Origin of the sequence: Pseudomonas sp. EA_105y_Pfl2_R69, assembly GCF_963970915.1 — a bacterium.
Taxonomy (GTDB): domain Bacteria; phylum Pseudomonadota; class Gammaproteobacteria; order Pseudomonadales; family Pseudomonadaceae; genus Aquipseudomonas.
This window is the reverse complement of sequence record NZ_CAXAOO010000001.1, coordinates 959,777-981,937: the sequence shown is the minus strand read 5'-3', so window position 1 is coordinate 981,937 and position 22,161 is coordinate 959,777. Positions and strand designations below refer to the sequence as shown.

Genomic DNA, 22,161 nt, shown 5'->3' with positions numbered 1-22,161 from the left:
GCGCAACCTCGTGCTGCGCAATAGTTTTTGCCTGTTGCCTTAACGCAACCCGCCCACCATCGCCGCCGCCACGCTCAGCACATCCTGGCCCAGACGCATGGAGCGCGCGCCATTCCAGCCGGTCTGCGGGCTGGGGTTGTCGTCGTGGTCCTTGAACGGCATTTCGATGGTGAAGGCCAGGCAATCGAACTCCATGCCGACGGCGTTGCAGGCCAGGCTGGTGTTGGCCTGGCCGAACTGATTCGGGGTGTAGCCGAAGGTGGTCTGGAATTCGGCACCGTTATCGATCAGCAACTGCTTGAAGCGGTCTTCCAGGCGTTGCAGGCGTGGGCTATAGCCTGGGTTGCCGGCGCAGCCGGCGACAAACACGTGGGGGATTTCCTCGTCGCCGTGGATATCCAGAAACAGGTCGACGCCGGTCTGGCGCATCAGCTGCTGGACGAAGAACACCTCGGGGCTTTGCGCCGTGCAGGCCGACTGCCAGGCGCGGTTGAGGTCGCAACCGGCGGCATTGGTGCGCAGATGGCCGCGAAAGGCTCCGTCCGGGTTCATATTCGGCACCAGATACAGATCGGCCTGCTCCAGCAAGGTATTCAGCTCGGCATCGTCGCGCCGCTGCAGTCGTTCGATCAGCCCCTGGATAAACCACTCGGCCATATGCTCGCCGGGGTGTTGCTGAGCGATGATCCAGATCCGCCGCTGGGCAGCGGGATTGCGGCTGACGCGCAGCACCTGGATATCTCGCCCCTCGATGCTTTTGCCGGTGGCGAACAGCTCGGCACCGGCCTGGCTCAGCGCCTGCTCGATCAGTCGCCCGTGGCGCTCGCGACTGTAGGGCTCGAAGTAGGCGAACCAGATCTGCCCGTGCTGCGGCTCGATGTCGAAATTCAGCGCCCCCTGTTCAAAACGGCTGGGCACGCGAAACCAGCTGAGCTGATCGTAGGAGGCCACGGCGTGATAGCCGTCCCAGGCGCGGGGATAGGACGACTGCCCGGCATTGCCCAGGCTGAAGCCGTAGCGCTGGCCTGGCTGCAGGCCCTCGACCTTGAAGTGGAACCACTGGAAATGCCCGCTGTTGAGATCCGGGCGAATGGCCAGCCGCACCCGCTGCGGGTCGCTGGCGTCGACTACCTCGATATTGCCGCTGTCGAAGTCGGAACTGATCTGCATAAACACCTCGAAAAGCTGCTGGCGCATCGCACCCTGGCCGCCAAGAATCGCAGCTCCGCGCAGCCAGGGAAACGCCTGAAGCGACAAACTACGATGAATTCCGACCGCACGCGCCGGCACACACCCGCGGCCGGCGACGCAACTTGCGCCCGCGGCCGAGGTCTTCTGCTCGAGACTGCCCGCAGCGCCGCCAGACCGCAGGTGCACAGACAGACATCCGCCAACCCGCACAAGGAATGCCCATGACACGCGCCCCCCGGGTCCGCCCGCTGCCCCTCGCCCTGTTCTGCGCCGCACTGCTGATGGTCGGCTGCGCCAGCCAGACCACCGGCCCGCAGGCCCCCACGACAGGCCAGGCGCAACCACCCGCCAGCGCCGATGCGGCCAACGAGGCGCGGCTGCTGGCGCAGGCCAGGCGCGGCGATCTCGACAGCCAGTTCCAGCTCGGCAGCCTGTACTTCGTCGGCAAACCGGACAAGAACCTCAAGCAGGCCGAGTACTGGTGGAAACAGGCCGCCGACAAGGGCCACGCCATGGCAGCAGTGAGCCTGGCCTACCTCTATACCGGCCGCGACAACCCCGACCTCGCCAACCCGGCGCAGATGCTCAAGTACCTCAACCAGTCCGCCGCCAGTGGCAACCCGATGGCCCAGCATATCCTCGGCAACCTCTACCTGCGCGGCGAGCAAGGCGTACCGCGCGATCCCGCTCAGGCTCGACGCCTGTTCCAGAGTGCCTGCCAGCAGAACTACCCGGCCAGTTGCACTGCCCTGGAGAAGCGGCCCTAACAGTCCGTTGAAAAACCACCTGCGTTGGCCAGGGCCATTGGCTCCAAGAGCCTGAACAGAAAAAACGGCGCGCTTGTGGCGCGCCGTTGCGGGGGTGTCGAGAACGACGTTGAGAAAGACCCGGTACAGGCTTGTGACCCAACCGGGTTATAGGCGTGGCGGCAGCCGCCGAAACGCATATGGGGTACAGCCGCCGCTCACAGGGGCGTGAGCAGCTCGCCGTGTTCGACAAAGGCCTGCAGATTGGCCAGCACCAGCTCTTCCATCTGCCAGCGGGTTTCTTCGCTGGCGCTGCCGATATGCGGCAGCAGCACCAGGTTATCCAGCTCGCGCAGTGCCAGCGGCACCTGTGGTTCGGCAGCGTACACATCCAGCCCGGCAGCGCCGAGGGCACCGCTGCGCAGGGCGGCGATCAGCGCCGACTCATCGACCACCGAACCGCGCGCGACATTGATCAGAATGCCCTCCGGCCCCAGGGCCTCAAGCACCTCACGACCGACCAGGTGCTGGGTAGACGCACCACCGGGGCAGGTCAGCACAAGAAAATCCGCCCAGCGCGCCAATTCGATCAGACTGGCCTCATAAGCATGGGGGCAAGCGGCCACCGGCTTGCGGTTGTGGTAACGCACCGCCATGGCGAAGCCGCTGGCGCGCTGCACCACGGCCTCACCGATGCGCCCGAGGCCGACGATTCCCAGGCGCTTGCCGCTGACCTTGCGCGCCAGCGGAAAGGTTGCATTCGGCCAGTTGCCAGCGCGGACGAAGCGGTCGCTTTCCGACATGCGCCGCGCCGTGTCGATGATCAGGCCCATGGCCAGGTCGGCGACGCAATCGTTGAGCACATCCGGGGTGGTGCTCAGGGCGATACCGCGCTCGCGCAACAGCTCCAGCGGATAGGGGTCGTAGCCCACGCCAAAACTGCAGATGGCGCGCAGCTTCGGCAGGCACGCCAGCTGCTCAGTGCTGCAACCAAAGCGGGCCGAAGACACCAGCAGCTCGAACTGCCCGCCCTGCTCGTGCAGAAAGGTCAGGGGATCGGCCTGCTGCCATAGCGCAGTCACCTGATAGTGATCAGCCAGCGTGCGGTTGAAGCGTTCGCTAAGCGGGCCGATCTGCAGTACCTGGGGTTTGTTCATGTCGGCTCCTGGGATGGCCTCTATCTCGGTGGAAATTGGTGCGCACGGCGCACCCTACAGTCCGTACGCGCCTGCTCCGCAGGGTGCGCCGCGCGCACCGGCATTCAGGTGACCGGTGCCGGGTTGAACAGCACCAGGTCGTTGTGCAGCCTGTGCTTCTCGGCCCAGGTCTGTTGCTTGCCGCTGGCGACATCCAGATACAGCTGAAAGATATGCCAGCCCATTTCCTCGAGGGTCATGCGCCCGCTGGTGATCTGCCCGGCATCCACGTCGATCAGGTCCGGCCAGCGCTCGGCCAGCTGGGTACGGGTGGCGACCTTGATCACCGGCACCATGGCCAGGCCATAGGGCGTGCCACGCCCGGTGGTGAAGATGTGCAGGTTCATCCCGGCAGCGATCTGCAGGGTGCCGCAGATAAAATCGCTGGCCGGGGTGGCGCAGAACCACAGGCCCTTGCCACGCACCCGCTCGCCCGGCGAAACCACCCCGGCGATGGCGCTGGAGCCGGACTTGGCGATGGAGCCCATGGCCTTTTCGACGATATTGTTCAGCCCGCCCTTCTTGTTGCCCGGCGTGGTGTTGGCGCTGCGGTCGGCCATGCCGCGCTGCAGGTAGCGGTCGTACCAGTCCATTTCGCGGATCAGCGCATCGGCCACTTCCACCGTGGCCGCGCGCGGGGTCAGCAGGTGGATGCCGTCGCGCACCTCGGTGTTCTCGGAGAACATCACCGTGGCACCGGCGCGCACCAGCAGGTCGGCGGCCACACCCAAAGCTGGGTTGGCGGTGATGCCGGAAAACGCATCGCTGCCGCCGCACTGCATGCCGACCGACAGTTCAGACGCCGGTACCGTCTCGCGGCGGCGCTGATTGAGTACCTGCAGGCGCGCCTCGATCATCGCCATGATCTGCTCGACCATACCGGCAAAGCCGTTGCTGGAGTCCTGCAGACGGAAAAGCCACTCTTCCTCCTCCATGCCATTGGTCAACTGGTCGCCATCCATCAACTGGCTGGCCTGCAGCTTCTCGCAGCCGAGACTGATCACCAGCGCCTGACCACCGAGGTTGGGGTTGCGGCTGATGTTGTACAGGGTGCGGATCGGCACCACCGCGTCCGGCGCATTGATCGCCACGCCGCAGCCATAGCTGTGCGACAGGGCGACCACGTCATCGACATAGGGGTACTTGGGCAACAGCTCCTTGCGCACCCGCTCGACGCAATGGTCGAGCACCCCGACCACGCACTGCACGGTGGTGGTCACGCCGAGGATATTACGCGTGCCGACCGTGCCGTCCGGGTTGCGGAAACCCTCGAAGCTGTAGCCGGTAAGCGGTTCGACCGGCACCGCGGCCAGGGTCGCCTTGGGCAGGTTGTCCAGGGCCGGCGGCTCGGGCATGCGCAGCTGCGCTTCGGTCACCCAGCGCCCGGCGGCGATGGGCTCCAGGGCATAACCGATCACCTCGCCGTAGCGCACCACTTCGCCGTCCACGGCGATATTCTGCAAGGCCACCTTATGGCTCTGCGGAATGCCTTCGACGGCCATCAGGCCATCGGCAAAACAGCCGCCCTTAGCCACACCCTGCTCGTTGACCACCACACCGACGTTGTCGGCCGGGTGCAGGCGGATATAGCGCGGCGAATCCTGATGGGAAATCAACTGCATGGACATGCTCTCCTCTAGTTCGGATCAGGATTTCAAGTTGGACGCCGCCACGGCGCTTGCAGCCGCCAGGCTTGGCGGCTCGTCCAGCTCGATCCTGTGAATACGACCGACGATAAACAGGTAACTGATGACCGCCAGCACAGCGTTGGCACCGACATAGATCAGCGCCGCGTCAAATGAGCCGGTGTGGCTGACCAGGTAACCGACCACGATAGGTGTGGTGATCGCCGCCAGGTTGCCGAAGGTATTGAACAGCCCGCCGGAAAGGCCAACGATCTGCCGCGGCGAGGTGTCGGCCACCAGCGTCCAGCCGAGCGAGCCGAAACCCTTGCCGAAGAACGCCAGGGCCATCAGGGCGATCACGGCGCTATCACTGTCGACATAGATGCTCAGCACGATGCAGCTGGCCAGCAGCATGCCGACGACGATGGGCAGCTTGCGCGCCAGGGTCAGCGAGTAGCCGCTGCGCAGCAGCCCGTCCGACACCAGGCCGCCAAGCATGCCGCCGACGAAGCCGCTGATCGCTGGCAGCGCGGCCATCAAGCCGGCGGTGAGAATGCTCATGCCGCGCGCCTGCACCAGGTACACAGGAAACCAGGTGAGGAAGAAATAGGTAATGGCGTTGTTGCAGTACTGGCCCAGATACAGGCCGATCAGCGTGCGCTGGGTCAGCAGCAACCTGAGGGTGCGCCACTGCGAACCGCCCGCACCGGCCGGCCGTGGGGCCAGGTCAATTAAGCCGCCGCCGTCTTCGATATGGGCGAACTCGGCCACGCCAAGATGGGGATGCTCACGCGGGCTGTGCATCACCTTGAGCCACACGCCACAGAGCAACAGGCCCAGGCCGCCCAGCACGAAAAACACATACTGCCAGCCCATGTCCTGCACCACCCAGCCCATCAGCGGGGCGAATACCGCAGTGGCGGCATACTGCGCCGACGTGGACATGGCGGTGGCCGTGGCCCGCTCGCGGGTGGGGAACCAGGCGGCGATGATCCGCGCATTGCCGGGAAAGCATGGTGCCCCGGCAAAGCCTACCGCCAGGCGCAGCAGAAATAGAGTGCCTACCGCCCAAGCCAGCGGCAGCATATCGACAACGCCCTGCAACAGGGTGAACAGCGACCAGCAGAGCAGCGTGATGAAATACACGCGCTTGGCACCGAAGCGATCAAACAGCCAGCCACCGGGAATCTGCCCGATCACATAGGCCCAGCCGAACGCGGAAAAGATATAGCCGAGCATCACCGCATCGATACCCAGATCCGCCTGCAACGCGGCACCGGCAATCGACAGGCTGGAGCGGTCGGCAAAGGTGACCGTGGTGACGAGGAACAGCATCAGCAGGATGGAGTAACGCACCCGGCCTGGTTTGACTGCTTGCATCTGGCCAACTCATCGAGAAATTCGCGTGAAACGGGCCCGGTGTCCTTGGACACCAGGCCGTCGGGTCGCCGGCTCAACGCACCAGGCAAGGCCGCTTGTTGTCGAACTGCCAACCGGAGATCAGGTACTGCATGGCCACGGCATCGTTGCGCGCGCCCAGGCCCATGCCTTTGTACAGTTCGTGAGCCTTGGCCAGGGCATCCCAATCCAGCTCGACGCCCAATCCCGGGCTCGATGGCACCTGCACCAGGCCGCCTTCGATCTGCAGCGGGTTATGGGTCAGGTACTGGCCGTCCTGCCAGATCCAGTGGGTGTCGATGGCCGTGACCTTGCCCGGCGCGGCAGCGGCCACGTGGGTGAACATCGCCAGGGAAATATCGAAGTGGTTGTTGGAGTGCGAGCCCCAGGTCAGGCCCCACTCGTTGCACATCTGCGCCACGCGCACCGAACCCTGCATGGTCCAGAAGTGCGGGTCGGCCAGCGGAATATCCACCGACTGCAACTGGATGCAGTGGCCCATCTGCCGCCAGTCGGTGGCGATCATATTGGTCGCGGTCGGCAGGCCGGTGGCGCGGCGGAACTCGGCCATCACCTCGCGCCCGGAATAGCCGTTTTCTGCGCCGCAGGGGTCTTCGGCATAGGCCAGCACGCCATGCAGATCGCGGCACAGGTGCACGGCTTCGGCCAGCGACCAGCCACCGTTCGGGTCGAGGGTTACCCGCGCCTCGGGGAAGCGCGCCGCCAGGGCGCGAATCGCCTCGACTTCCTCGGCACCTTGCAGCACCCCGCCCTTGAGTTTGAAGTCATTGAAGCCATAGCGCGCATGCGCCGCTTCGGCCTGACGAACGATGGTCTCGGGGCTTAGCGCCTGCTGGTTACGCACGCGGAACCAGGCGTCGTCGGCATTGCGCTCGTCGCGGTAGCCGAGATCGGTCTTGCCCTTGTCGGCGATAAAGAACAGGTAACCGAGCATCTCCACCGCATCACGCTGCTGGCCTTCACCGAGCAGGGCCGCGACCGGCACGCCGAGGTGCTGACCGAGCAGGTCGAGCAGCGCCGCTTCCAGGGCAGTGACGGCATGGATGGTGATGCGCAAATCGAAGGTCTGCAGGCCGCGACCGCCGGAGTCGCGGTCGGCGAAGGCCTGGCGCACCTGATTAAGCAGACCGTTGTAGTTGCCGATGGACTGACCGACCAGCAGCGCGCGGGCATCTTCCAGGGTCTGGCGGATGGCTTCGCCACCGGGCACCTCACCCACGCCGATATGCCCGGCGTTGTCTTTGAGAATCAGGATATTGCGGGTAAAGAATGGGCCGTGGGCACCACTCAGGTTCAGCAGCATGCTGTCGTGGCCGGCAACCGGCACAACCTGCAGCTCGGTGATGATCGGGGCACCTGCAAAGGCACCGGCAGTGTTCTGTGTACTCATGACCGTTCCCTTTTTATTGTTGGGCGGGATAAAGCTCTTGTTGCGGCCGTAGGGTGGATGACGCTTCTTCATCCACCACAACGACGCTGTGGTGGATCGGTGAAGCGTGATCCACCCTACATCGGGTGAGACCGGTGCCGGTCTTAACCGATGTAGGTGGTCTTCACCGTGGTGTAGAACTCCTGGGCGTACTTGCCCTGCTCGCGGCTGCCGTAGGACGAACCTTTACGGCCACCGAACGGCACGTGGTAATCCACCCCGGCAGTGGGCAGGTTGACCATGACCATACCGGCCTGGGCATGACGCTTGAAGTGATTGGCGTACTTCAGCGAGGTGGTGCAGATACCGGCGGACAGGCCGAACTCGGTGTCATTGGCCATGGCCAGTGCCGCATCGTAGTCGGCGACTTTGACGATATTGGCCACCGGGCCAAAGATCTCTTCGCGGCTGATGCGCATATCGGCAGTGCTGTCGGCAAACAGCGTCGGTGCCAGGTAGTAGCCGTCCTGCTCGCAGGAAACGCGCTCGCCGCCGCAGACCAGGCGTGCGCCCTCCTGCTTGCCGATCTCGATATAACGCAGGTCCTGTTCCAGCTGCGCCTGAGACACCACCGGACCGATGTCCACGCCTTTTTCCAGGGCGTTGCCGACCCTGATCGACTTCATCCGCTCGGCCATGGCCGCAACAAACTGGTCGTAGATCCCGGCGGTGACGATCAGACGGCTGGATGCGGTGCAACGCTGACCGGTGGAGTAGAAGGCGCTCTGCACCGACAGCTCCACGGCGGTTTTCAGGTCGGCGTCGTCGAGAATGACCTGCGGGTTCTTGCCGCCCATTTCCAGCTGCACCTTGGCACCACGCGCCACACAGCTGGCGGCGATGCTGCGACCGACACCGACCGAACCGGTAAAGCTGACGCCATCCACCTGAGTGCTCTGCACGATGGCTTCACCGACCACGCGGCCGCTGCCCATCACCAGGTTGAACACGCCGGCCGGGAAGCCCGCGCGGGAGATGATTTCGGCAATCGCCCAGGCGCAGCCCGGTACCAGATCGGCCGGCTTCAACACCACGCAGTTGCCGTAGGCCAGGGCCGGAGCGACTTTCCAGGCGGGAATGGCGATGGGGAAGTTCCATGGGGTGATCAGGCCAATCACGCCCAGCGGCTCACGGGTGACTTCCACCGATACGCCGGGACGCACCGAGGCCAGCAGCTCGCCGGCCTGACGCAGGCACTCACCGGCAAAGAACTTGAAGATATTGCCGGCGCGGCTGACTTCGCCGATGGCTTCGGGCAGGGTCTTACCCTCTTCCCGGGCCAGCAGGGTGCCGAGTTCTTCACGGCGGGCGAGGATTTCGCTGCCGACCTTATCCAGCGCATCGCTGCGCGCCTGGATGCCGGACGTCGACCAGGCAGGGAACGCGGCGCGGGCTGCAGCGATGGCCTGCTCAACCTGGGCGGCATCGGCCTGGGCGTATTCGCCGACCACATCGGCCAGGTCGGACGGACTGGTGTTGCTCGAGTAGCTGGCAGCAGCGACCCATTGGCCGCCGATATAGTTGTCGTAACGCTTGTTCATGATCCCTTCCTAGCTATGTATGGCTTGCGTAGGGTGTCGCGGGGCCGCCCAGGCCGTGCGCACCAATGACGACGAACGGCTGGTGCGCACAGCGCACCCTACGGCGGCTTGGCCCGCCACGTTCAACTGCTTATTGCGCGCCCTGGGCTTCGATCAGCGCGGCGAGCATTGCGTACTCTTCCGGCAGCAGATCGGTCAGCGGGGTGCGCACGGGACCGGCGTCATGCCCAACAATCTTCGCGCCGGCCTTGATGATGCTGACGCCATAACCGGCGCAGCGATTGCGGATGGCCAGGTACGGCAGGAAGAACTCGTCGATGATCTTGCCAACGCTGGCGTGATCGTCACGCGCCATGGCGTGGTAGAAGGTCATCGCGGTCTTGGGGATAAAGTTGAACACCGCCGAGGAGTACACCGGCACGCCCAGGGCCTTATAAGCAGCGGCATAGACTTCGGCGGTCTGCAGGCCGCCGAGGTAGCTCAGGCGATCACCCAGACGACGGCGGATGGACACCATCAGCTCGATATCGCCGATGCCATCCTTGTAGCCGATCAGGTTCGGGCAGCGATCCGCCACCTGCTCCAGCAGCGGTGCGTTCAGGCGACAAACGCTGCGGTTGTACACCACCACACCGATCTTCACCGACTTGCACACGGCCTCGACGTGCAGCGCAACGCCTTCCTGGCTGGCTTCGGTCAGGTAATGCGGCAGCAGCAGCAGACCTTTAGCCCCCAGACGCTCGGCTTCCTGAGCCATTTCGATGGCCTGGCGGGTTGGGCCACCGACGCCGGCGAGGATCGGCACGCTGCCCGCGCAGGTATCCACTGCGGTCTTGATCACCGCCGAATACTCTTTACCGGTCAGGGAGAAAAACTCACCCGTACCACCGGCGGCGAACAGTGCCGAAGCACCATAGGGTGCCAGCCATTCCAGGCGACGCGCATAGGTATCGGCGCGGAAATCGCCGGCAGCATCGAAGTCGGTCACGGGAAAGGACAGCAGACCGGAAGAGAGGATGGACTTCAGTTCTTGTGGATTCATTGTGCGAACACCCTGTAGAGCGAATGGTGGAGAGGAGCAGCAGTCGAGACTGTAGAGATACGTTATCGTACAACAATGATCGATGTCATCACTTTTCTCGACCGGCCATCGCCTGACCTGCCACCGCCCTTTTCGTCGGCTGTTTGCCGCCACAACCCGCCGAGCCCGCAGCAATTGCCCAGAATAAAGCCTTGCCATGGCCATTGCAGAGCCAGTGGCGATTGTCGCGACTTAAGTTGTAGAGCCACGCCGTCCCCATAACCGATGGTCGCCGCCGGCACTTTTCGCACAACGGCGCGTTGACAAGTTCGTCAGACGCTGTTGATAATCCGGCCAAGTCATACGACAACGTATGACAATTCTAAAAACAAAAAATCAGGCCCAGCCATGATTACCACGAGCAAGACACACGCGCCTTCCATCTGCCCGCTCGCTGTCGCCAGCCAGGGCCCAGCCGCCTTGTGCGCCGTGCCCCCGCGCAGCGCTCCGCATCTGCTGCGTCGCGCCGCGCCGAACCATCGCCCTCATTCCTGCTTGCGCCCCCTGCATCGCGCCCTGCCCGCAACGCCGCGCCTTGGTGCGGCTGGCGCACGGCTCCGCGCCCCCGCTGCCCTGCCCCTGGAGAACCCTGCCCATGCTTGAACAAGCCCATACGCACAGCCCGCGAGTGGTGGACATGCAGGTGATCCCGGTGGCCGGTCACGACAGCATGCTGCTCAACCTGTGCGGTGCCCATGCGCCCTACTTCACCCGCAACCTGGTGCTACTGAAAGACAGCGCCGGGCGCAGCGGCGTCGGCGAAGTGCCCGGCGGCGAAGGCATTCGCCAGGCCCTGGAGCGCAGCAAGGGGCTGGTCATCGGCCAGCCGGTCGGCCGCTACAACCGCGTGCTCAATAGCCTGCGACAGGCCATCGCCGGGCGCGACGGCGGCGGGCCTCAGGCCACCGTGCATCAGGTAACGTCCGCAGCTGAGGCCGCCGTACTCAAGCAGCCGCACGAGATCAACCTGCGCCTGGACAACGTGATCACCGCCGTCGAAGCCGCGCTGCTCGACCTGCTCGGTCAGCACCTCGAGGTGCCGGTGGCCGAACTGCTCGGCAACGGCCAGCAACGCGACAGCGTGCCGATGCTCGCCTACCTCTTCTATATAGGTGACCGCCAGCGCAGCGACCTGCCCTATCTGGCCGGCCAGGGTGCGACTGGCGACTGGTATCACCTGCGCCATCAGCCCGCCCTTACCCCAGAGGCCATCGCGCGCCTGGCGGAAGCGGCGCATGCGCGTTACGGCTTTAGCGACTTCAAGCTTAAGGGCGGGGTAATGCGCGGTGCCGAGGAAATGCAGGCGGTGGCGGCGATCAAGGCCGGCTTCCCCGAAGCCCGGGTGACCCTCGACCCGAATGGGGCCTGGTCGCTGGCCGAGGCCATCGAGCTGTGCAAGGGCCAGGGCCATCTGCTGGCTTATGCCGAAGACCCCTGCGGCCCGGAAAACGGTTACTCCGGCCGGGAGATCATGGCCGAATTCAAGCGCGCCACCGGCATCCCCACCGCCACCAATATGGTCGCCACCGACTGGCGGCAGATGGGCCACTCGCTGCGCCTGGAAGCGGTCGATATCCCCCTGGCCGACCCGCACTTCTGGACCATGCAGGGCTCGGTGCGCCTGGCGCAGCTGTGCGAGGAATTCGGCCTGACCTGGGGCTCGCACTCCAACAACCATTTCGATATTTCCCTGGCCATGTTCACCCACGCGGCCGCCGCCGCGCCGGGGCGCATCACCGCCATCGACACCCACTGGATCTGGCAGGAAGGCCAGGAGCGCCTGACCCGTGAACCGCTGCAGATCATCGGCGGTCGGGTGCAGGTGCCACAGAAACCGGGCCTGGGTATCGAGCCGGACATGGACCGGATCATGCTCGCCCACGAACTCTATCGACAGGTCGCCGGTGCTGCCCGCGACGACGCCATGGCCATGCAATACCTGGTGCCAGGCTGGCAGTACCACCCCAAGCAACCGAGCCTTGGCCGCACGCCGGCCTAATTAATCGCTTCGCCGCAAGCCCACTCACCGGAGAATTCCAATGAAAAAAACAATCCGCGCCTCCCTCCTCTCTGCCCTGGTCGGCATGGGTGTGCTCGCCGCCCAGTCGAGCGCCTTCGCCGCCGACGAAGTCAACTGGCCAACCCGCCCGGTGCAGGTGGTGGTGATCGCCAACCCCGGCGGCGATACCGACTTCAACGCCCGGATGATGGCCAAGTACTTCAACAAGATCACCGGCAAGAACATGGTGGTCACCAACGTCGCCGGCGGTGGCGGCACCCTGGCCGCCGAGCAGGTCAAAGGCGCGGCGGCGGACGGCAATACCATCCTCTTTACCCACACCGGCCAGCTGATCGTCAACGAAGTGGCGGGCCTGTCGGATGACAGCTTCGAGGCCTTCGATATTGCCTGCATCGCTGGCGTGGACAAGGGTGCAATCTTCGTTTCCAGTGAGAGCGCCGGGGTCAAGAGCCTGCAGGCGCTGATCGACAAGGCCAAGGCCAACCCCAATAGCGTCAGCTACGGCACAGAGATGGGCAGCTTCTCGCATATCCAGGGGCTGATGTTCGAACAGCTGGCCGGGGTGAAACTGAAGATGGTCGACGCCGGCACCGTGTCGGAGAAGGTCGTCGCCCTGCTGGGCGGGCGTATCGATCTGGGTGCGATCAGCTACGGTTCGGTGCAGGACTACGTCACCGGTGGCCAGATGTTCGCCCTCGGCCAGCCCAACAGCGAGCGCAATGCACTGCTCGGCGATGTGCCGACCTTCAAGGAGCAAGGCGTCGACTTCACCATCGACAAGCCCTATGTGGTCGCATTCCCGAAAGGCACCGACCCGGCCATCGTGGCCAAGATGGCCGGCATCATGCAGCAGATCACCGAGATGCCCGAGTACGCCGATGAGCTGAAGAAGTCCTTCAAGCAGCCGGTGGCCTACCATGGCACCGAAGCAGCCATCGCCGTGCTGAGCAAGACCCGCGACGATTTCATGCAGTACAAGGATGCTCTGCGCAACAAGTAGGAACCTGGTTCACGATTTCGCGAGCTAGAGCCATGCAAGGCAAAAGCAGGCGAGGAAGCGGAGTTTACGAGCAGTAAATGAGCATTACTCGTTTCACTCGCCCCTTCGGGGCCGCGCTAAAGCGCGTTAGCCACAAGTGGCTTTCCGAGTCTGCTTTTAACGCCGCAGGGCCGACGCGCAGCAGATCGTGAACAGGTTCAGTGACCCGGTCGGTTTGACTATCGACCGGTTCCCGGCCCCATCCCCAGAGGTTCCCGATGGCTACTACCAAGAAAAAGGAGCTGCTGATCGGCGTTGCCATGCTCGGCACCGGTCTCGGCTACCTGTTAATGACCAGCCAGCTGCCGCGCCACGACGGCATCGATGCGGCCTTCGTGCCCAGCCTGCTGTCGGCGATGCTCTGTCTGCTCGGCTTTCTGCAACTGCTGAGCGTGCGCAACTGTACTCAAGCCGTGACGGAGTACCACGCCGATGGCGAAGCCGAGGTGGTGGGCGGCAGCGATATCAAGACGGTGCTCAAGACTCTGGCGTTGATCGTCGGCTATATCGCCCTGCTCAACCCGGTCGGTTTTCCGATCATGACCGCGATCTACCTGTACCTGCAGTTCATCGTGCTGACCCCGCTCGATCATCGGGTCAACCACCTCGCCTATGCCCTGATCGCCCTGGTCACGTCGGCCATCACCTATCTACTGTTCCGCGAGGCCTTCGATCTGATGCTGCCTTCCGGGCTGCTGCCGTTCTAAGGAGGATCGACCATGCTCGAATTACTGCAGCAAGGCTTCGGTGCCGTCTTCTCGCTCCATATCCTCCTGCTGATGGTGATCGGCGTCGCCGTCGGCATCGTCTTCGGCGCGGTGCCTGGCCTGTCGGCCACCATGGCGGTGGCCCTGTGCCTGCCGCTGACCTTTACCATGGGCCCGCAAGCCGGCCTGTCGCTGCTGGTCGCGCTGTTTATCGGGGCCACCTCGGGCGGGCTGATCTCGGCCATCCTGCTGAAGATCCCCGGCACGCCCTCCTCCATCGCCACGGTGTTCGACGGCGGCCCGCTGATGGAACAGGGCCATGGGGTCAAGGCCCTCGGCGTCGGTATCGTGTTTTCCTTTCTCGGCACCATCTTCAGCATCGTCGCGCTGATGTTTATCGCCCCGCAGCTGGCCAAGGTCGCCCTGCGTTTCGGCCCCCATGAATACTTCGCCATCGCGGTGTTCTCCCTGACCCTGATCGCCACCCTGTCCGCCGGCTCCATGGTCAAGGGCCTGTTTGCCGGGGCCCTGGGCTTTGCCGTGTCCACTGTGGGCATCGCCCCGGTGGAGGCGATCCGCCGCTTCACCTTCGGCGTCGCCGAGCTCAATGGCGGTTTCGCCATGCTCACGGTGATGGTCGGCATGTTCGCCGTGGCCGAGATCATCAAGCTGGCCGAGACCGGCCGCCGCGCCCATCAGGACAAGGCCAAGTCGGTCAGTCTCAGGCACATCAAGGGCTTCGGTTTCTCGCTCAAGGAGTTTCGCGAGCAACTGCCCAACGCCGGGCGCTCCGGCCTGATCGGCCTGGGTATCGGCATCCTCCCGGGCATCGGTGCAGGCACCTCCAACCTGGTCGCCTACATCCTCTCGAAGAAGCGCGCGAAGAATCCCGAGACCTACGGCAAGGGCAATATCGGCGGCATCGTCGCCAGCGAAACCGCCAACAACGCCGGCATCGGCGGGGCCATGCTGCCGCTGATGACCCTGGGCATCCCCGGCGACACCGTTACCGCGATCCTCCTCGGCGGCTTCCTGATCCACGGCATCCAGCCCGGCCCGCTGCTGTTTATCAGCCAGGGCCCGCTGGTGTACACCATCTTCGCCGCGCTGATCGTCGCCAGCGTGCTGATGCTGTTTATGGAGTTCTACGGCCTGCGCCTGTTTATCAAGCTGCTCGACGTGCCCAAGCACATCCTGCTGCCGATTATCCTGGTGCTCTGCGTGGTCGGTGCCTTCGGCCTGAGCAGCCGGCTGTTCGACGTCTGGTCGATCCTGCTGTTCGGCATGCTCGGTTACCTCTTCGTCAAAGCCGGGATGCCGGCGGCCCCCTTTATCATCGGCTTTATCCTCGGGCCCATGGCGGAAACCAACCTGCGCCGCGGCCTGATGCTCTCCGATGGCAACTTCGGCGCGTTTCTCAGCAACCCCATCGCCGCGGTATTCCTCGCCCTGGCCCTGGTCTTTATCCTCTGGCAGGTCGTCAGCTCACTGCGCAGCAAGAAAAGCCTGGTGAACGAGATACTGCGTACCTGAGCCTGCCCCTTGGCCAGGCTTAAGCCAGCATCTCGCTGATCCAGCGGGCGTGCTGGGCAACCTCCAGCACCTTCGCCTCGGGCACGGCCTGCCGTGCCTGGGCGAAGTCGGCCAGGGTGCGCTGCTTCAAGCGCAAGATTCGCTGCCACTTGGTGAGGAACGCCGGGCTGCGTTGCTGCAGCTGCAGCGGGCCGAAGTACAGCTCCTCAGAGCTGTACATCACCGGCCTTATGCGCTCGGCGACGATGATTTCGTAGTAGAAGCGGTTTTCCCGCAGCAGGTCCTCGCAGAGGATGCTGTAGCCGTTGTCCATCAGCCATTGGCGCAGTGGCTGCTCGCCGCCGTTGGGCTGCAGAATCAGGCGCTCATGGCCGCTCAGGCGGGACTTGCCGCTGTCGAGGATGTCGCGGATTCTCTCGCCGCCCATGCCACAAAGGCTGATCGCCGTGATCCCGTCACCCGGCTCGATTGCCGCCAGGCCATTGGCCAGACGCACGCTGATGCACTGGCTCAGCCCGTTCTCGCGCACGGTACGTTCAGCCGCGTGAAACGGCGTCAACGCCACCTCGCCAGCCACCGCCGCCGTGATCACACCACGGCGCATCAGCGCCACGGGCAGGTAGCAGTGATCCGATCCGATATCGGCCAGCCGCGCACCTGCCGGCACATGCGCGGCTACGCGCTCCAGACGCATGGACAATGCCCGTTCGTTCAACTTCAGCCCCTTTAATCACCGGCGTCCGGCACGGAAGGCTGGATCGGCGGGCGATTCTGCCGGGCAGCGTGGGGGATGGCAAATGCTTGCGGGCTGCGCTCGCGGTTTGGCCTGGATCTGGGGCACCAGGAGGGGCCACGGCAAATCCAGGTGATGGGTCTTAAAAAGGAGGAATGATTAAAAACAAATCACTTAGCCCCCTTTAACTCCTGCCCCGCCCCAATTACTTTATTGACGATCGATGTTGATAGAGCTTCGCTTGCCATAATTGGCGGAGCTCTAAATAAGCGGGTAATACATAGAACGGATACAGCCATTAAAACGAATGGTTATTTTTGTGTGAATATTTGTTCTATCGAGCTCAATACGAGTCACTACACTGTACAAATTCGGGTGAGTTAAATCTTCAAAGGGTGCAACCCGGTGGGCGCAGATGGGCTAACGGCGGCCTAGCGCTGGGCAGCGCAGCCTGCCTGGCCGAAGTCGTCGATCGGTCGAAGCAGCATGACAGCGAGGCAGTCCATGTCTGTGGAGCACTTGGACGTACTGGTCATTGGTGCAGGTCTGTCCGGTGTTGGCGCGGCCTCTCACCTGATGCAGCCGTGCCCGTGCAAGCACTTCGCGATCTTCGAAGGCCGGGATGCCCTCGACTGCGCGTGGGGTCACTACCGCTATTGGCTGTTCATGGCCGACTGGTGCGGCGAAGCGGCCGAGCCGAGCCTGCTGAGTTGCCGGCAGTTGCTGATGTGCACCGGCTACTGCCGCTACGAAGGCGGCTATTCCCCGTCGTTTAAGGGCCGCGAACTGTTCCGCAGCGCGTTCATCCACCCGCAGCCGTGGCCGCAGGGCCTCGATTTCAGCGGCAAGAACCTGGTGGTAATCGGCAGCGCTGCCACCGCGATCACCCTGGTGCCGACCCTAACCGGCCCGGCACATAACCGGTTACAGCAACGTCAGCTGGACGCTCAAGGCGGAGCTGTCCAGCGAATACTTCTGCTGCCTGTCGCGCACATGGATGCCTAGGCGCTCGGCTCTGTTGTCTGCGGCCGCGAGTCTTTCAGGTTGAGCAACCCGCGAAGAGACTGCCGATAACCTATTCGGCACGATTCTCGGTTCGGACACCAAGAAAAAAGAGGTGAATAAAATGACTATTCACATGACAGATAAAGAAAACATCAACCTCGTGGTCCGCAATTACGTAGAGGGCATGATATTCGCCGATGAAGCTTTACTGCGACAGGCCTTCCACCCATCTTGTTGCGTCATCGGTCACTACCATGGAGAGCTTGAGTGGTTATCCCTTGATGATTTTATTAGCGCCATCAAGGCCGAAGGCCCAGCAGCAAAAGATGTAACACCCTTCTGGGAGATGGACGACATAGATATAACGGGTGATGCCGCAGCCGTAAAAGTACGCGATGATTATATCGGGATGAGATTTACAGATTACCTGTCGCTACTGAAAACCGATCATCGCTGGATGATTGTTAATAAGCTTTATTATTACCATGAATAGAAATCGATAATCTTTCAGTCCGCACAGTGGCCGTCCATGCAGTGCGCTTTAATACCTGCTTGAGCGACCTGATTATTATTCATGCCGAGAGGCGGGTATGGCCAAAGAAGCAATCACTCACGTTACGGGGCGAAACCTGACTGAGGAACACGTCGCTCGGGTTGAGCGTTTCGAGCCAGACCCCGGACCAGAACCGGGAACGACCGAACACACCGACGCAGAGTTTGATGCGATGGTGGACGGGCTTTTGCTCGAGTACACCCCGCAAGAGCTTTGGGTCTTCGCCTACGGTTCACTGATATGGAACCCGGAGTTCGATTTCCTCGAGAGCCGCAGCGCTACCGCCTACGGCTGGCATCGATCGTTCTGTCTCAAACTTACCCGGTGGCGCGGTACGCGCGAGTTGCCAGCCCTGATGCTGGCCCTTGACCGGGGCGGAAGCTGCAATGGCTTGGTATACCGGCTTCCGGCGCAAGACCATGCCAAACAATTGGGCCTGTTGATGCGTAGGGAAATTGACGCAAACCCACCGACCAATGTTCCCCACTGGATTTCCGTTAAAACCGAAACTGGAATAGTGCGTGCATTAGCCTTTGTCGCATCACGCGACGGACCGGCTTATGCGGGCAAATTGCCCCTGATGCAGGTTGCACAGGTATTAGCCCGCGCGGCTGGACACTGGGGCTCGGCAGCCCAATATCTATTCCGCACCGTGACCATGCTGGAAGGTCATGGCATACGGGACCGGAATATGTGGCGGATACAGAGCCTGGTTGCCCAGGAAATCGAAGACTCAGGACCTCAGGGGCGGCCCCACGCACTGCCTGACTGAAATGAAGCTGTGAAAAGGGACAGATTTATTTACTGGGTAAACCATCCGCTCTTGGCCGGTTTATGCCGGTCGTGACTGGCCAAAGTCGTCCCATTGCAGCCGGTTGCACCAGGCGGTAAACCGTCGATGGGCTTAGCACGGTTGTCGCCGCAATTTTCTGGGCTGAAAGGGCAACACCCGGCGCTGCGCAAGTGATGTTGGACCACTGGCTCGCCGATGCAGATTAATGGGTTCGCTGTGCTGCCATGCAGCATCAGCTCGGGTGGCGGCTGGATACTGACGCCGAGCATCTATTTACTTATGCGCGACAGTTGGCCGGCGAGAAGAACGTGTTTATCCGTAAAGTCATCTGTTGAACGTTGCGCGATTAGACCGCTGGAACCCGCAGGCAGTCAGTGTCGTTCTACGAGGCAACCAAGAGAGATTTTCCGGGCTGACGCTCCATGAGGCGCAGAACACCTTGGCACCGATCATTAAAAAGAATCACCGCAGGGCAATCCCGTTGCTGTTTCTGCGTGGAAGTAACACCCCAGGCCGGATTGCCCAGGGCGTTGCCGAGCTTTACGCCACCACCGGGATCAACGGGTCGGCCGCCGCCAGGGCGATTGCCCGATCCGCCGCCGGTGGGTAGATCCACTGGGTGTTGATCTGGGTTTTCAGCGCTTTGCCTTCCTGGCCGGTCAGTAGCACCTTGCGCTCCCAGCCTTCGGTGAATACCGCGCCCCATGCACCCAGATCCAGGCAGGTGACGTACTTGTGCTGGCTGTAGGCAATCGGCGCAACACCGAGCAGATCAGCAGCGGCGTTGTTGCCGGCCGAGCGGCCCAGGGCAATGGCGTGCTGGCAGGTCATCAGGGCGTGATTGCCCTGCTCATCCACCGCGGCGTAGGCGGTGTCGCCGGTGGCGTAGATGGCATCCTGGCCGAGCACCTTGAGGTTGCGGTCCACGTGCAGTCGGCCATGCGCGTCGCGCTCGCCGTTGATCTGCTGGGTCAGTGGCGAGGCTTTCACACCCACGGCAAAGATCACCGTGCTGGCGGCAATGCGTTCGCCGTTACCCAGCTGCACGCCGTGCTCATCGACCTTGGACGCCGGGCTGCCGAGCCGCCAGGTGACGCCCAGGCTGTCGCTGGCTTCGGCGACGATCCCGGCAATTGCCTCGCCCATGGCCGCGCCAACCTGCTTGGCCATATCCACCACGATGACGCGGATGTCGGTCTGCTCACCGAGGATGGCGCGCAGGCGTGCCGGCATTTCGGTGGCGGTTTCGATACCGGTAAAGCCGCCGCCGACCACCACCACGGTGTTGCGTGCTGCGCTTTCTGGCTGCTGCGCCAGGCTTTGCAGATGGGCTTCAAGTTTCTGCGCCGACTCCAGGCTGTCGACATCGAAGGTAAAGCGTTCGATACCGTCCAGCGGCGGTCGCGCCACCTGGCTGCCGGACGCGAGGATCAGACGGTCATAGTTCAACTCGGCCTCGGCACCCGAGGCGTCGCGGTAGCTGACCCGCTTACTCGCGGCATCAATCTGCGTGGCGCTGCCCTGGACGAAGCGCACACCCACGGCCTCGAACAGCGGGCCGAGCGGGGCGACGGTGCTGGCCAGGTCGGGTTCATAAAAGCGTGGACGCACGCGCAGTTCCGCCTGGGGCGCAAGCAGGGTGACGTTGACGTCCAGGCGCTGCTGTTGATCAAGCAGGCGCACGGCGCTGAGTGCACTCCACATGCCGGCAAAGCCGGCACCGATGATCAGGATTTGCTGTTTCATATGGGTAGGTTCCCGTAGTGAAGAGAAAGGCTGTTGGCTGACGACGGGAGTGATTCTGCCCCTGGATTGGATCAGTGTATTGATCCATTCTTTCCATAACTCATTGATCCACTTTGGAGCGCTCATGCCCGCCGAAAAATCGCCACCGCAGGTGGTCTTCCTGCCGCTGGGCATGCCCGAGCCGGGCGTCAGTCTGCAGCGCTGGCTGTATGAGGCGCTGCGCAACGCCATTCTCGGCGGCCGCCTGCCGGCCGGCAGCAAGCTGCCCAGCACGCGCGCTCTGGCCGAGCACTACAAACTGGCGCGGGGCACGGCCCAAGCGGCCTATCAGCAGTTGTTGTCCGAGGGTTATCTGGAGGCGCAGACCGGCAGTGGCACCCGGGTTTGCCAGGTATTGCCGGATGCCACGCTCAACGCCGGCTATGTGCGGCGCAAAGTCGTGGCCACCGTAGAAGCGCCGCGCACGCCGCCAGCCACGCCGTGGATCGAACGCCTTGATGCGATCACGCCAATATTCGCACGACGCCCGGTGATGCCGGGGTTGCGGCCGTTCTTTCCACACCGTGGCGACACTCAGGCCTTCCCGGTCGATCTGTGGCGCAAGCTGCATATTCAACAGCTGCGCGCGTCGCGGCTGTCCATCCTGCTCGACTCGGACCCCGGTGGTTTGCCGGCGCTGCGTGAAGCTATCGCCGGCTACCTGGCCATCGCCCGTGGCGTGCAGGTGCCGGCCGAGTGCATCCTGGTGCTCAATAGCGTGCAGCAGGGGCTCGACCTGTGCCTGCGCCTGTTGGCACCGGGCAACTCTCAGGTGTGGATGGAAGACCCCGGTTACCCCGGCGCGCGCCAGTTGCTTGATGTCAGCGGCGTACAGCGGGTGGATGTGCCAGTGGATGGATTCGGCCTGCAGGTGGCGGAGGGCGAACGCCTAGCACCGAATGCCCGGCTGGCCTATGTCACCCCTTCACGGCAGGCACCGCTGGGCAGTGAGTTGTCACCGGCACGACGCCTGGCGCTGTTGCAGTGGGCGGCGCAGCATGGCAGCTATATCTTCGAGGACGACTACGACAGCGAATACCGTTTTATCGCCAAGCCGATTCCGGCGCTGCGCTCGATGCCGGCGGCTGAACAGTCAGTGATCCTCGCCGGCACCTTCAGCAAGCTGCTGTTCCCCTCCATCCGCCTGGCCTATCTGGTATTGCCGGCGCATCTGCTGGAGAGCTTCACCCGCGCCGCCGCGCTGATGTCACGCCACGCCAACAGCCTGTCGCAGGCGGTGCTGGCCGACTTTATCCATGAAGGGCATTTCGATCGCCATGTGCGGCGCATGCGTATGATCTACGCCTCACGCGCCGCAGCCTTCGCCGAGTCGGCACAGCGGCATTGGCAAGGACTGATCGACGTACCGGAGATCCGCGCCGGTCTGGATATCACCTGCAACCTGCAGGTGGACAATGAACAGGCGGCCTTCGCCCGTCTGCAGGCCGCCGGTATCGACACGATGCCACTGGCGCGCTACTGCGTGAAGCCCAGAGCACCGGGACTGGTGCTGGGTTTTGCGCCCTACGATGAGCGCGCTATTGAGGATGCTGCCAAGGCGGTCGCGGTGGCATTGAGGCGATAAGTCCATACGGTACTGACGCATGCCTGGTTTATAACCGAGCGGGTGGGCACTACTGTTAGCGACAGGTCGAAATCGGCCAGGAGCGGGCATTGACGACAGGCAGAAGTCGATCCGAGGCGGACGCTCATCCTCATCAATACCGTGGTATGTCCCCGATTGTTCCCTGTAATGTGACGAACC

18 protein-coding genes and 1 pseudogene are annotated in these 22,161 nt (G+C 63.2%); 10 read left to right on the top strand and 9 right to left on the bottom strand.

Annotation, left to right across the window (positions count from 1 at the left end):
• Window positions 1-39: 39 nt before the first annotated feature.
• The gene (locus tag AACY13_RS04285) at window positions 40-1,170 is read right to left on the bottom strand and encodes a M14 family metallopeptidase (protein WP_339460012.1); all 1,131 of its coding nucleotides are present in this window, start codon (window positions 1,168-1,170) and stop codon (window positions 40-42) included.
• A 236-nt stretch (window positions 1,171-1,406) separates the two neighbouring features.
• Here AACY13_RS04285 and AACY13_RS04280 point away from each other — a divergent pair, with 236 nt between their 5' ends.
• Entirely contained in the window at window positions 1,407-1,958 is a 552-nt protein-coding gene (locus AACY13_RS04280; protein WP_445262521.1) for a tetratricopeptide repeat protein, read from the top strand.
• 197 nt (window positions 1,959-2,155) lie between these two features.
• On the opposite strand, the gene AACY13_RS04275 is transcribed toward AACY13_RS04280, so the two are convergent.
• The 6 genes from AACY13_RS04275 to kdgD form a co-directional block, all read right to left on the bottom strand.
• A complete protein-coding gene (locus tag AACY13_RS04275; protein WP_339459526.1) occupies window positions 2,156-3,094 on the bottom strand; it encodes a 2-hydroxyacid dehydrogenase in 939 nt (312 codons plus the stop codon).
• 104 nt (window positions 3,095-3,198) lie between these two features.
• Window positions 3,199-4,755, bottom strand: a complete 1,557-nt coding sequence (gene garD, locus AACY13_RS04270; protein WP_339460009.1) for a galactarate dehydratase — start codon at window positions 4,753-4,755, stop codon at window positions 3,199-3,201.
• Between the two features lie 24 nt (window positions 4,756-4,779).
• Complete coding sequence (locus AACY13_RS04265; RefSeq protein WP_339459525.1) at window positions 4,780-6,138, bottom strand: MFS transporter; 1,359 nt, start codon at window positions 6,136-6,138, stop codon at window positions 4,780-4,782.
• A 73-nt stretch (window positions 6,139-6,211) separates the two neighbouring features.
• Complete coding sequence (gene gudD, locus AACY13_RS04260) at window positions 6,212-7,567, bottom strand: glucarate dehydratase (protein WP_339459524.1); 1,356 nt, start codon at window positions 7,565-7,567, stop codon at window positions 6,212-6,214.
• A 143-nt stretch (window positions 7,568-7,710) separates the two neighbouring features.
• Window positions 7,711-9,147, bottom strand: coding sequence for an aldehyde dehydrogenase family protein (locus tag AACY13_RS04255; RefSeq protein ID WP_339459522.1), 1,437 nt, complete (start codon window positions 9,145-9,147; stop codon window positions 7,711-7,713).
• A 130-nt stretch (window positions 9,148-9,277) separates the two neighbouring features.
• The gene (kdgD, locus tag AACY13_RS04250) at window positions 9,278-10,189 is read right to left on the bottom strand and encodes a 5-dehydro-4-deoxyglucarate dehydratase (RefSeq protein WP_339459521.1); all 912 of its coding nucleotides are present in this window, start codon (window positions 10,187-10,189) and stop codon (window positions 9,278-9,280) included.
• Window positions 10,190-10,823: 634 nt separating this feature from the next.
• Here kdgD and AACY13_RS04245 point away from each other — a divergent pair.
• The 4 genes from AACY13_RS04245 to AACY13_RS04230 all read left to right on the top strand — a co-directional run bounded on the left by AACY13_RS04245 (window position 10,824) and on the right by AACY13_RS04230 (window position 15,527).
• Window positions 10,824-12,227, top strand: coding sequence for an enolase C-terminal domain-like protein (locus tag AACY13_RS04245; RefSeq protein WP_339459519.1), 1,404 nt, complete (start codon window positions 10,824-10,826; stop codon window positions 12,225-12,227).
• A 40-nt stretch (window positions 12,228-12,267) separates the two neighbouring features.
• Window positions 12,268-13,248 (top strand): tripartite tricarboxylate transporter substrate binding protein, encoded by a 981-nt coding sequence (locus tag AACY13_RS04240; protein ID WP_339459518.1) that lies wholly within the window; start codon window positions 12,268-12,270, stop codon window positions 13,246-13,248.
• Between the two features lie 257 nt (window positions 13,249-13,505).
• A complete protein-coding gene (locus AACY13_RS04235) occupies window positions 13,506-13,994 on the top strand; it encodes a tripartite tricarboxylate transporter TctB family protein (protein WP_339459517.1) in 489 nt (162 codons plus the stop codon).
• A 12-nt stretch (window positions 13,995-14,006) separates the two neighbouring features.
• Entirely contained in the window at window positions 14,007-15,527 is a 1,521-nt protein-coding gene (locus AACY13_RS04230) for a tripartite tricarboxylate transporter permease (RefSeq protein ID WP_339459516.1), read from the top strand.
• Window positions 15,528-15,546: 19 nt separating this feature from the next.
• On the opposite strand, the gene AACY13_RS04225 is transcribed toward AACY13_RS04230, so the two are convergent.
• Window positions 15,547-16,242 (bottom strand): tRNA (adenine(22)-N(1))-methyltransferase, encoded by a 696-nt coding sequence (locus AACY13_RS04225; protein WP_339459515.1) that lies wholly within the window; start codon window positions 16,240-16,242, stop codon window positions 15,547-15,549.
• A gap of 522 nt (window positions 16,243-16,764) precedes the next feature.
• Here AACY13_RS04225 and AACY13_RS04220 point away from each other — a divergent pair.
• From AACY13_RS04220 to AACY13_RS22600, 4 genes and pseudogenes are all read left to right on the top strand, one after another.
• A complete protein-coding gene (locus tag AACY13_RS04220) occupies window positions 16,765-17,265 on the top strand; it encodes a hypothetical protein (RefSeq protein ID WP_445262520.1) in 501 nt (166 codons plus the stop codon).
• A gap of 121 nt (window positions 17,266-17,386) precedes the next feature.
• Entirely contained in the window at window positions 17,387-17,758 is a 372-nt protein-coding gene (locus AACY13_RS04215; protein WP_339459513.1) for a nuclear transport factor 2 family protein, read from the top strand.
• A gap of 97 nt (window positions 17,759-17,855) precedes the next feature.
• Window positions 17,856-18,590, top strand: coding sequence for a gamma-glutamylcyclotransferase (locus tag AACY13_RS04210; protein WP_339459512.1), 735 nt, complete (start codon window positions 17,856-17,858; stop codon window positions 18,588-18,590).
• A 239-nt stretch (window positions 18,591-18,829) separates the two neighbouring features.
• A pseudogene (locus AACY13_RS22600) lies at window positions 18,830-18,946 on the top strand (hypothetical protein); the annotation flags it as partial.
• Between the two features lie 205 nt (window positions 18,947-19,151).
• On the opposite strand, the gene AACY13_RS04205 reads toward AACY13_RS22600, so the two are convergent.
• Window positions 19,152-20,357, bottom strand: coding sequence for an NAD(P)/FAD-dependent oxidoreductase (locus tag AACY13_RS04205; protein ID WP_339459511.1), 1,206 nt, complete (start codon window positions 20,355-20,357; stop codon window positions 19,152-19,154).
• Between the two features lie 124 nt (window positions 20,358-20,481).
• Here AACY13_RS04205 and pdxR point away from each other — a divergent pair, with 124 nt between their 5' ends.
• Window positions 20,482-21,981: a MocR-like pyridoxine biosynthesis transcription factor PdxR gene (pdxR, locus tag AACY13_RS04200; RefSeq protein WP_339459510.1), complete on the top strand. Its 1,500-nt coding sequence runs from the start codon at window positions 20,482-20,484 to the stop codon at window positions 21,979-21,981.
• Window positions 21,982-22,161 lie beyond the last annotated feature (180 nt).

Coding starts and splice junctions, on each gene's coding strand:
- AACY13_RS04285 (WP_339460012.1), bottom strand. CDS start 1,170: ATGCAGATCAGTTCCGACTTCGACAGCGGCAATATCGAGGTAGTCGAC.
- AACY13_RS04280 (WP_445262521.1), top strand. CDS start 1,407: ATGCCCATGACACGCGCCCCCCGGGTCCGCCCGCTGCCCCTCGCCCTG.
- AACY13_RS04275 (WP_339459526.1), bottom strand. CDS start 3,094: ATGAACAAACCCCAGGTACTGCAGATCGGCCCGCTTAGCGAACGCTTC.
- garD (WP_339460009.1), bottom strand. CDS start 4,755: ATGCAGTTGATTTCCCATCAGGATTCGCCGCGCTATATCCGCCTGCAC.
- AACY13_RS04265 (WP_339459525.1), bottom strand. CDS start 6,138: ATGCAAGCAGTCAAACCAGGCCGGGTGCGTTACTCCATCCTGCTGATG.
- gudD (WP_339459524.1), bottom strand. CDS start 7,567: ATGAGTACACAGAACACTGCCGGTGCCTTTGCAGGTGCCCCGATCATC.
- AACY13_RS04255 (WP_339459522.1), bottom strand. CDS start 9,147: ATGAACAAGCGTTACGACAACTATATCGGCGGCCAATGGGTCGCTGCT.
- kdgD (WP_339459521.1), bottom strand. CDS start 10,189: ATGAATCCACAAGAACTGAAGTCCATCCTCTCTTCCGGTCTGCTGTCC.
- AACY13_RS04245 (WP_339459519.1), top strand. CDS start 10,824: ATGCTTGAACAAGCCCATACGCACAGCCCGCGAGTGGTGGACATGCAG.
- AACY13_RS04240 (WP_339459518.1), top strand. CDS start 12,268: ATGAAAAAAACAATCCGCGCCTCCCTCCTCTCTGCCCTGGTCGGCATG.
- AACY13_RS04235 (WP_339459517.1), top strand. CDS start 13,506: ATGGCTACTACCAAGAAAAAGGAGCTGCTGATCGGCGTTGCCATGCTC.
- AACY13_RS04230 (WP_339459516.1), top strand. CDS start 14,007: ATGCTCGAATTACTGCAGCAAGGCTTCGGTGCCGTCTTCTCGCTCCAT.
- AACY13_RS04220 (WP_445262520.1), top strand. CDS start 16,765: ATGTCTGTGGAGCACTTGGACGTACTGGTCATTGGTGCAGGTCTGTCC.
- AACY13_RS04215 (WP_339459513.1), top strand. CDS start 17,387: ATGACTATTCACATGACAGATAAAGAAAACATCAACCTCGTGGTCCGC.
- AACY13_RS04210 (WP_339459512.1), top strand. CDS start 17,856: ATGGCCAAAGAAGCAATCACTCACGTTACGGGGCGAAACCTGACTGAG.
- AACY13_RS04205 (WP_339459511.1), bottom strand. CDS start 20,357: ATGAAACAGCAAATCCTGATCATCGGTGCCGGCTTTGCCGGCATGTGG.
- pdxR (WP_339459510.1), top strand. CDS start 20,482: ATGCCCGCCGAAAAATCGCCACCGCAGGTGGTCTTCCTGCCGCTGGGC.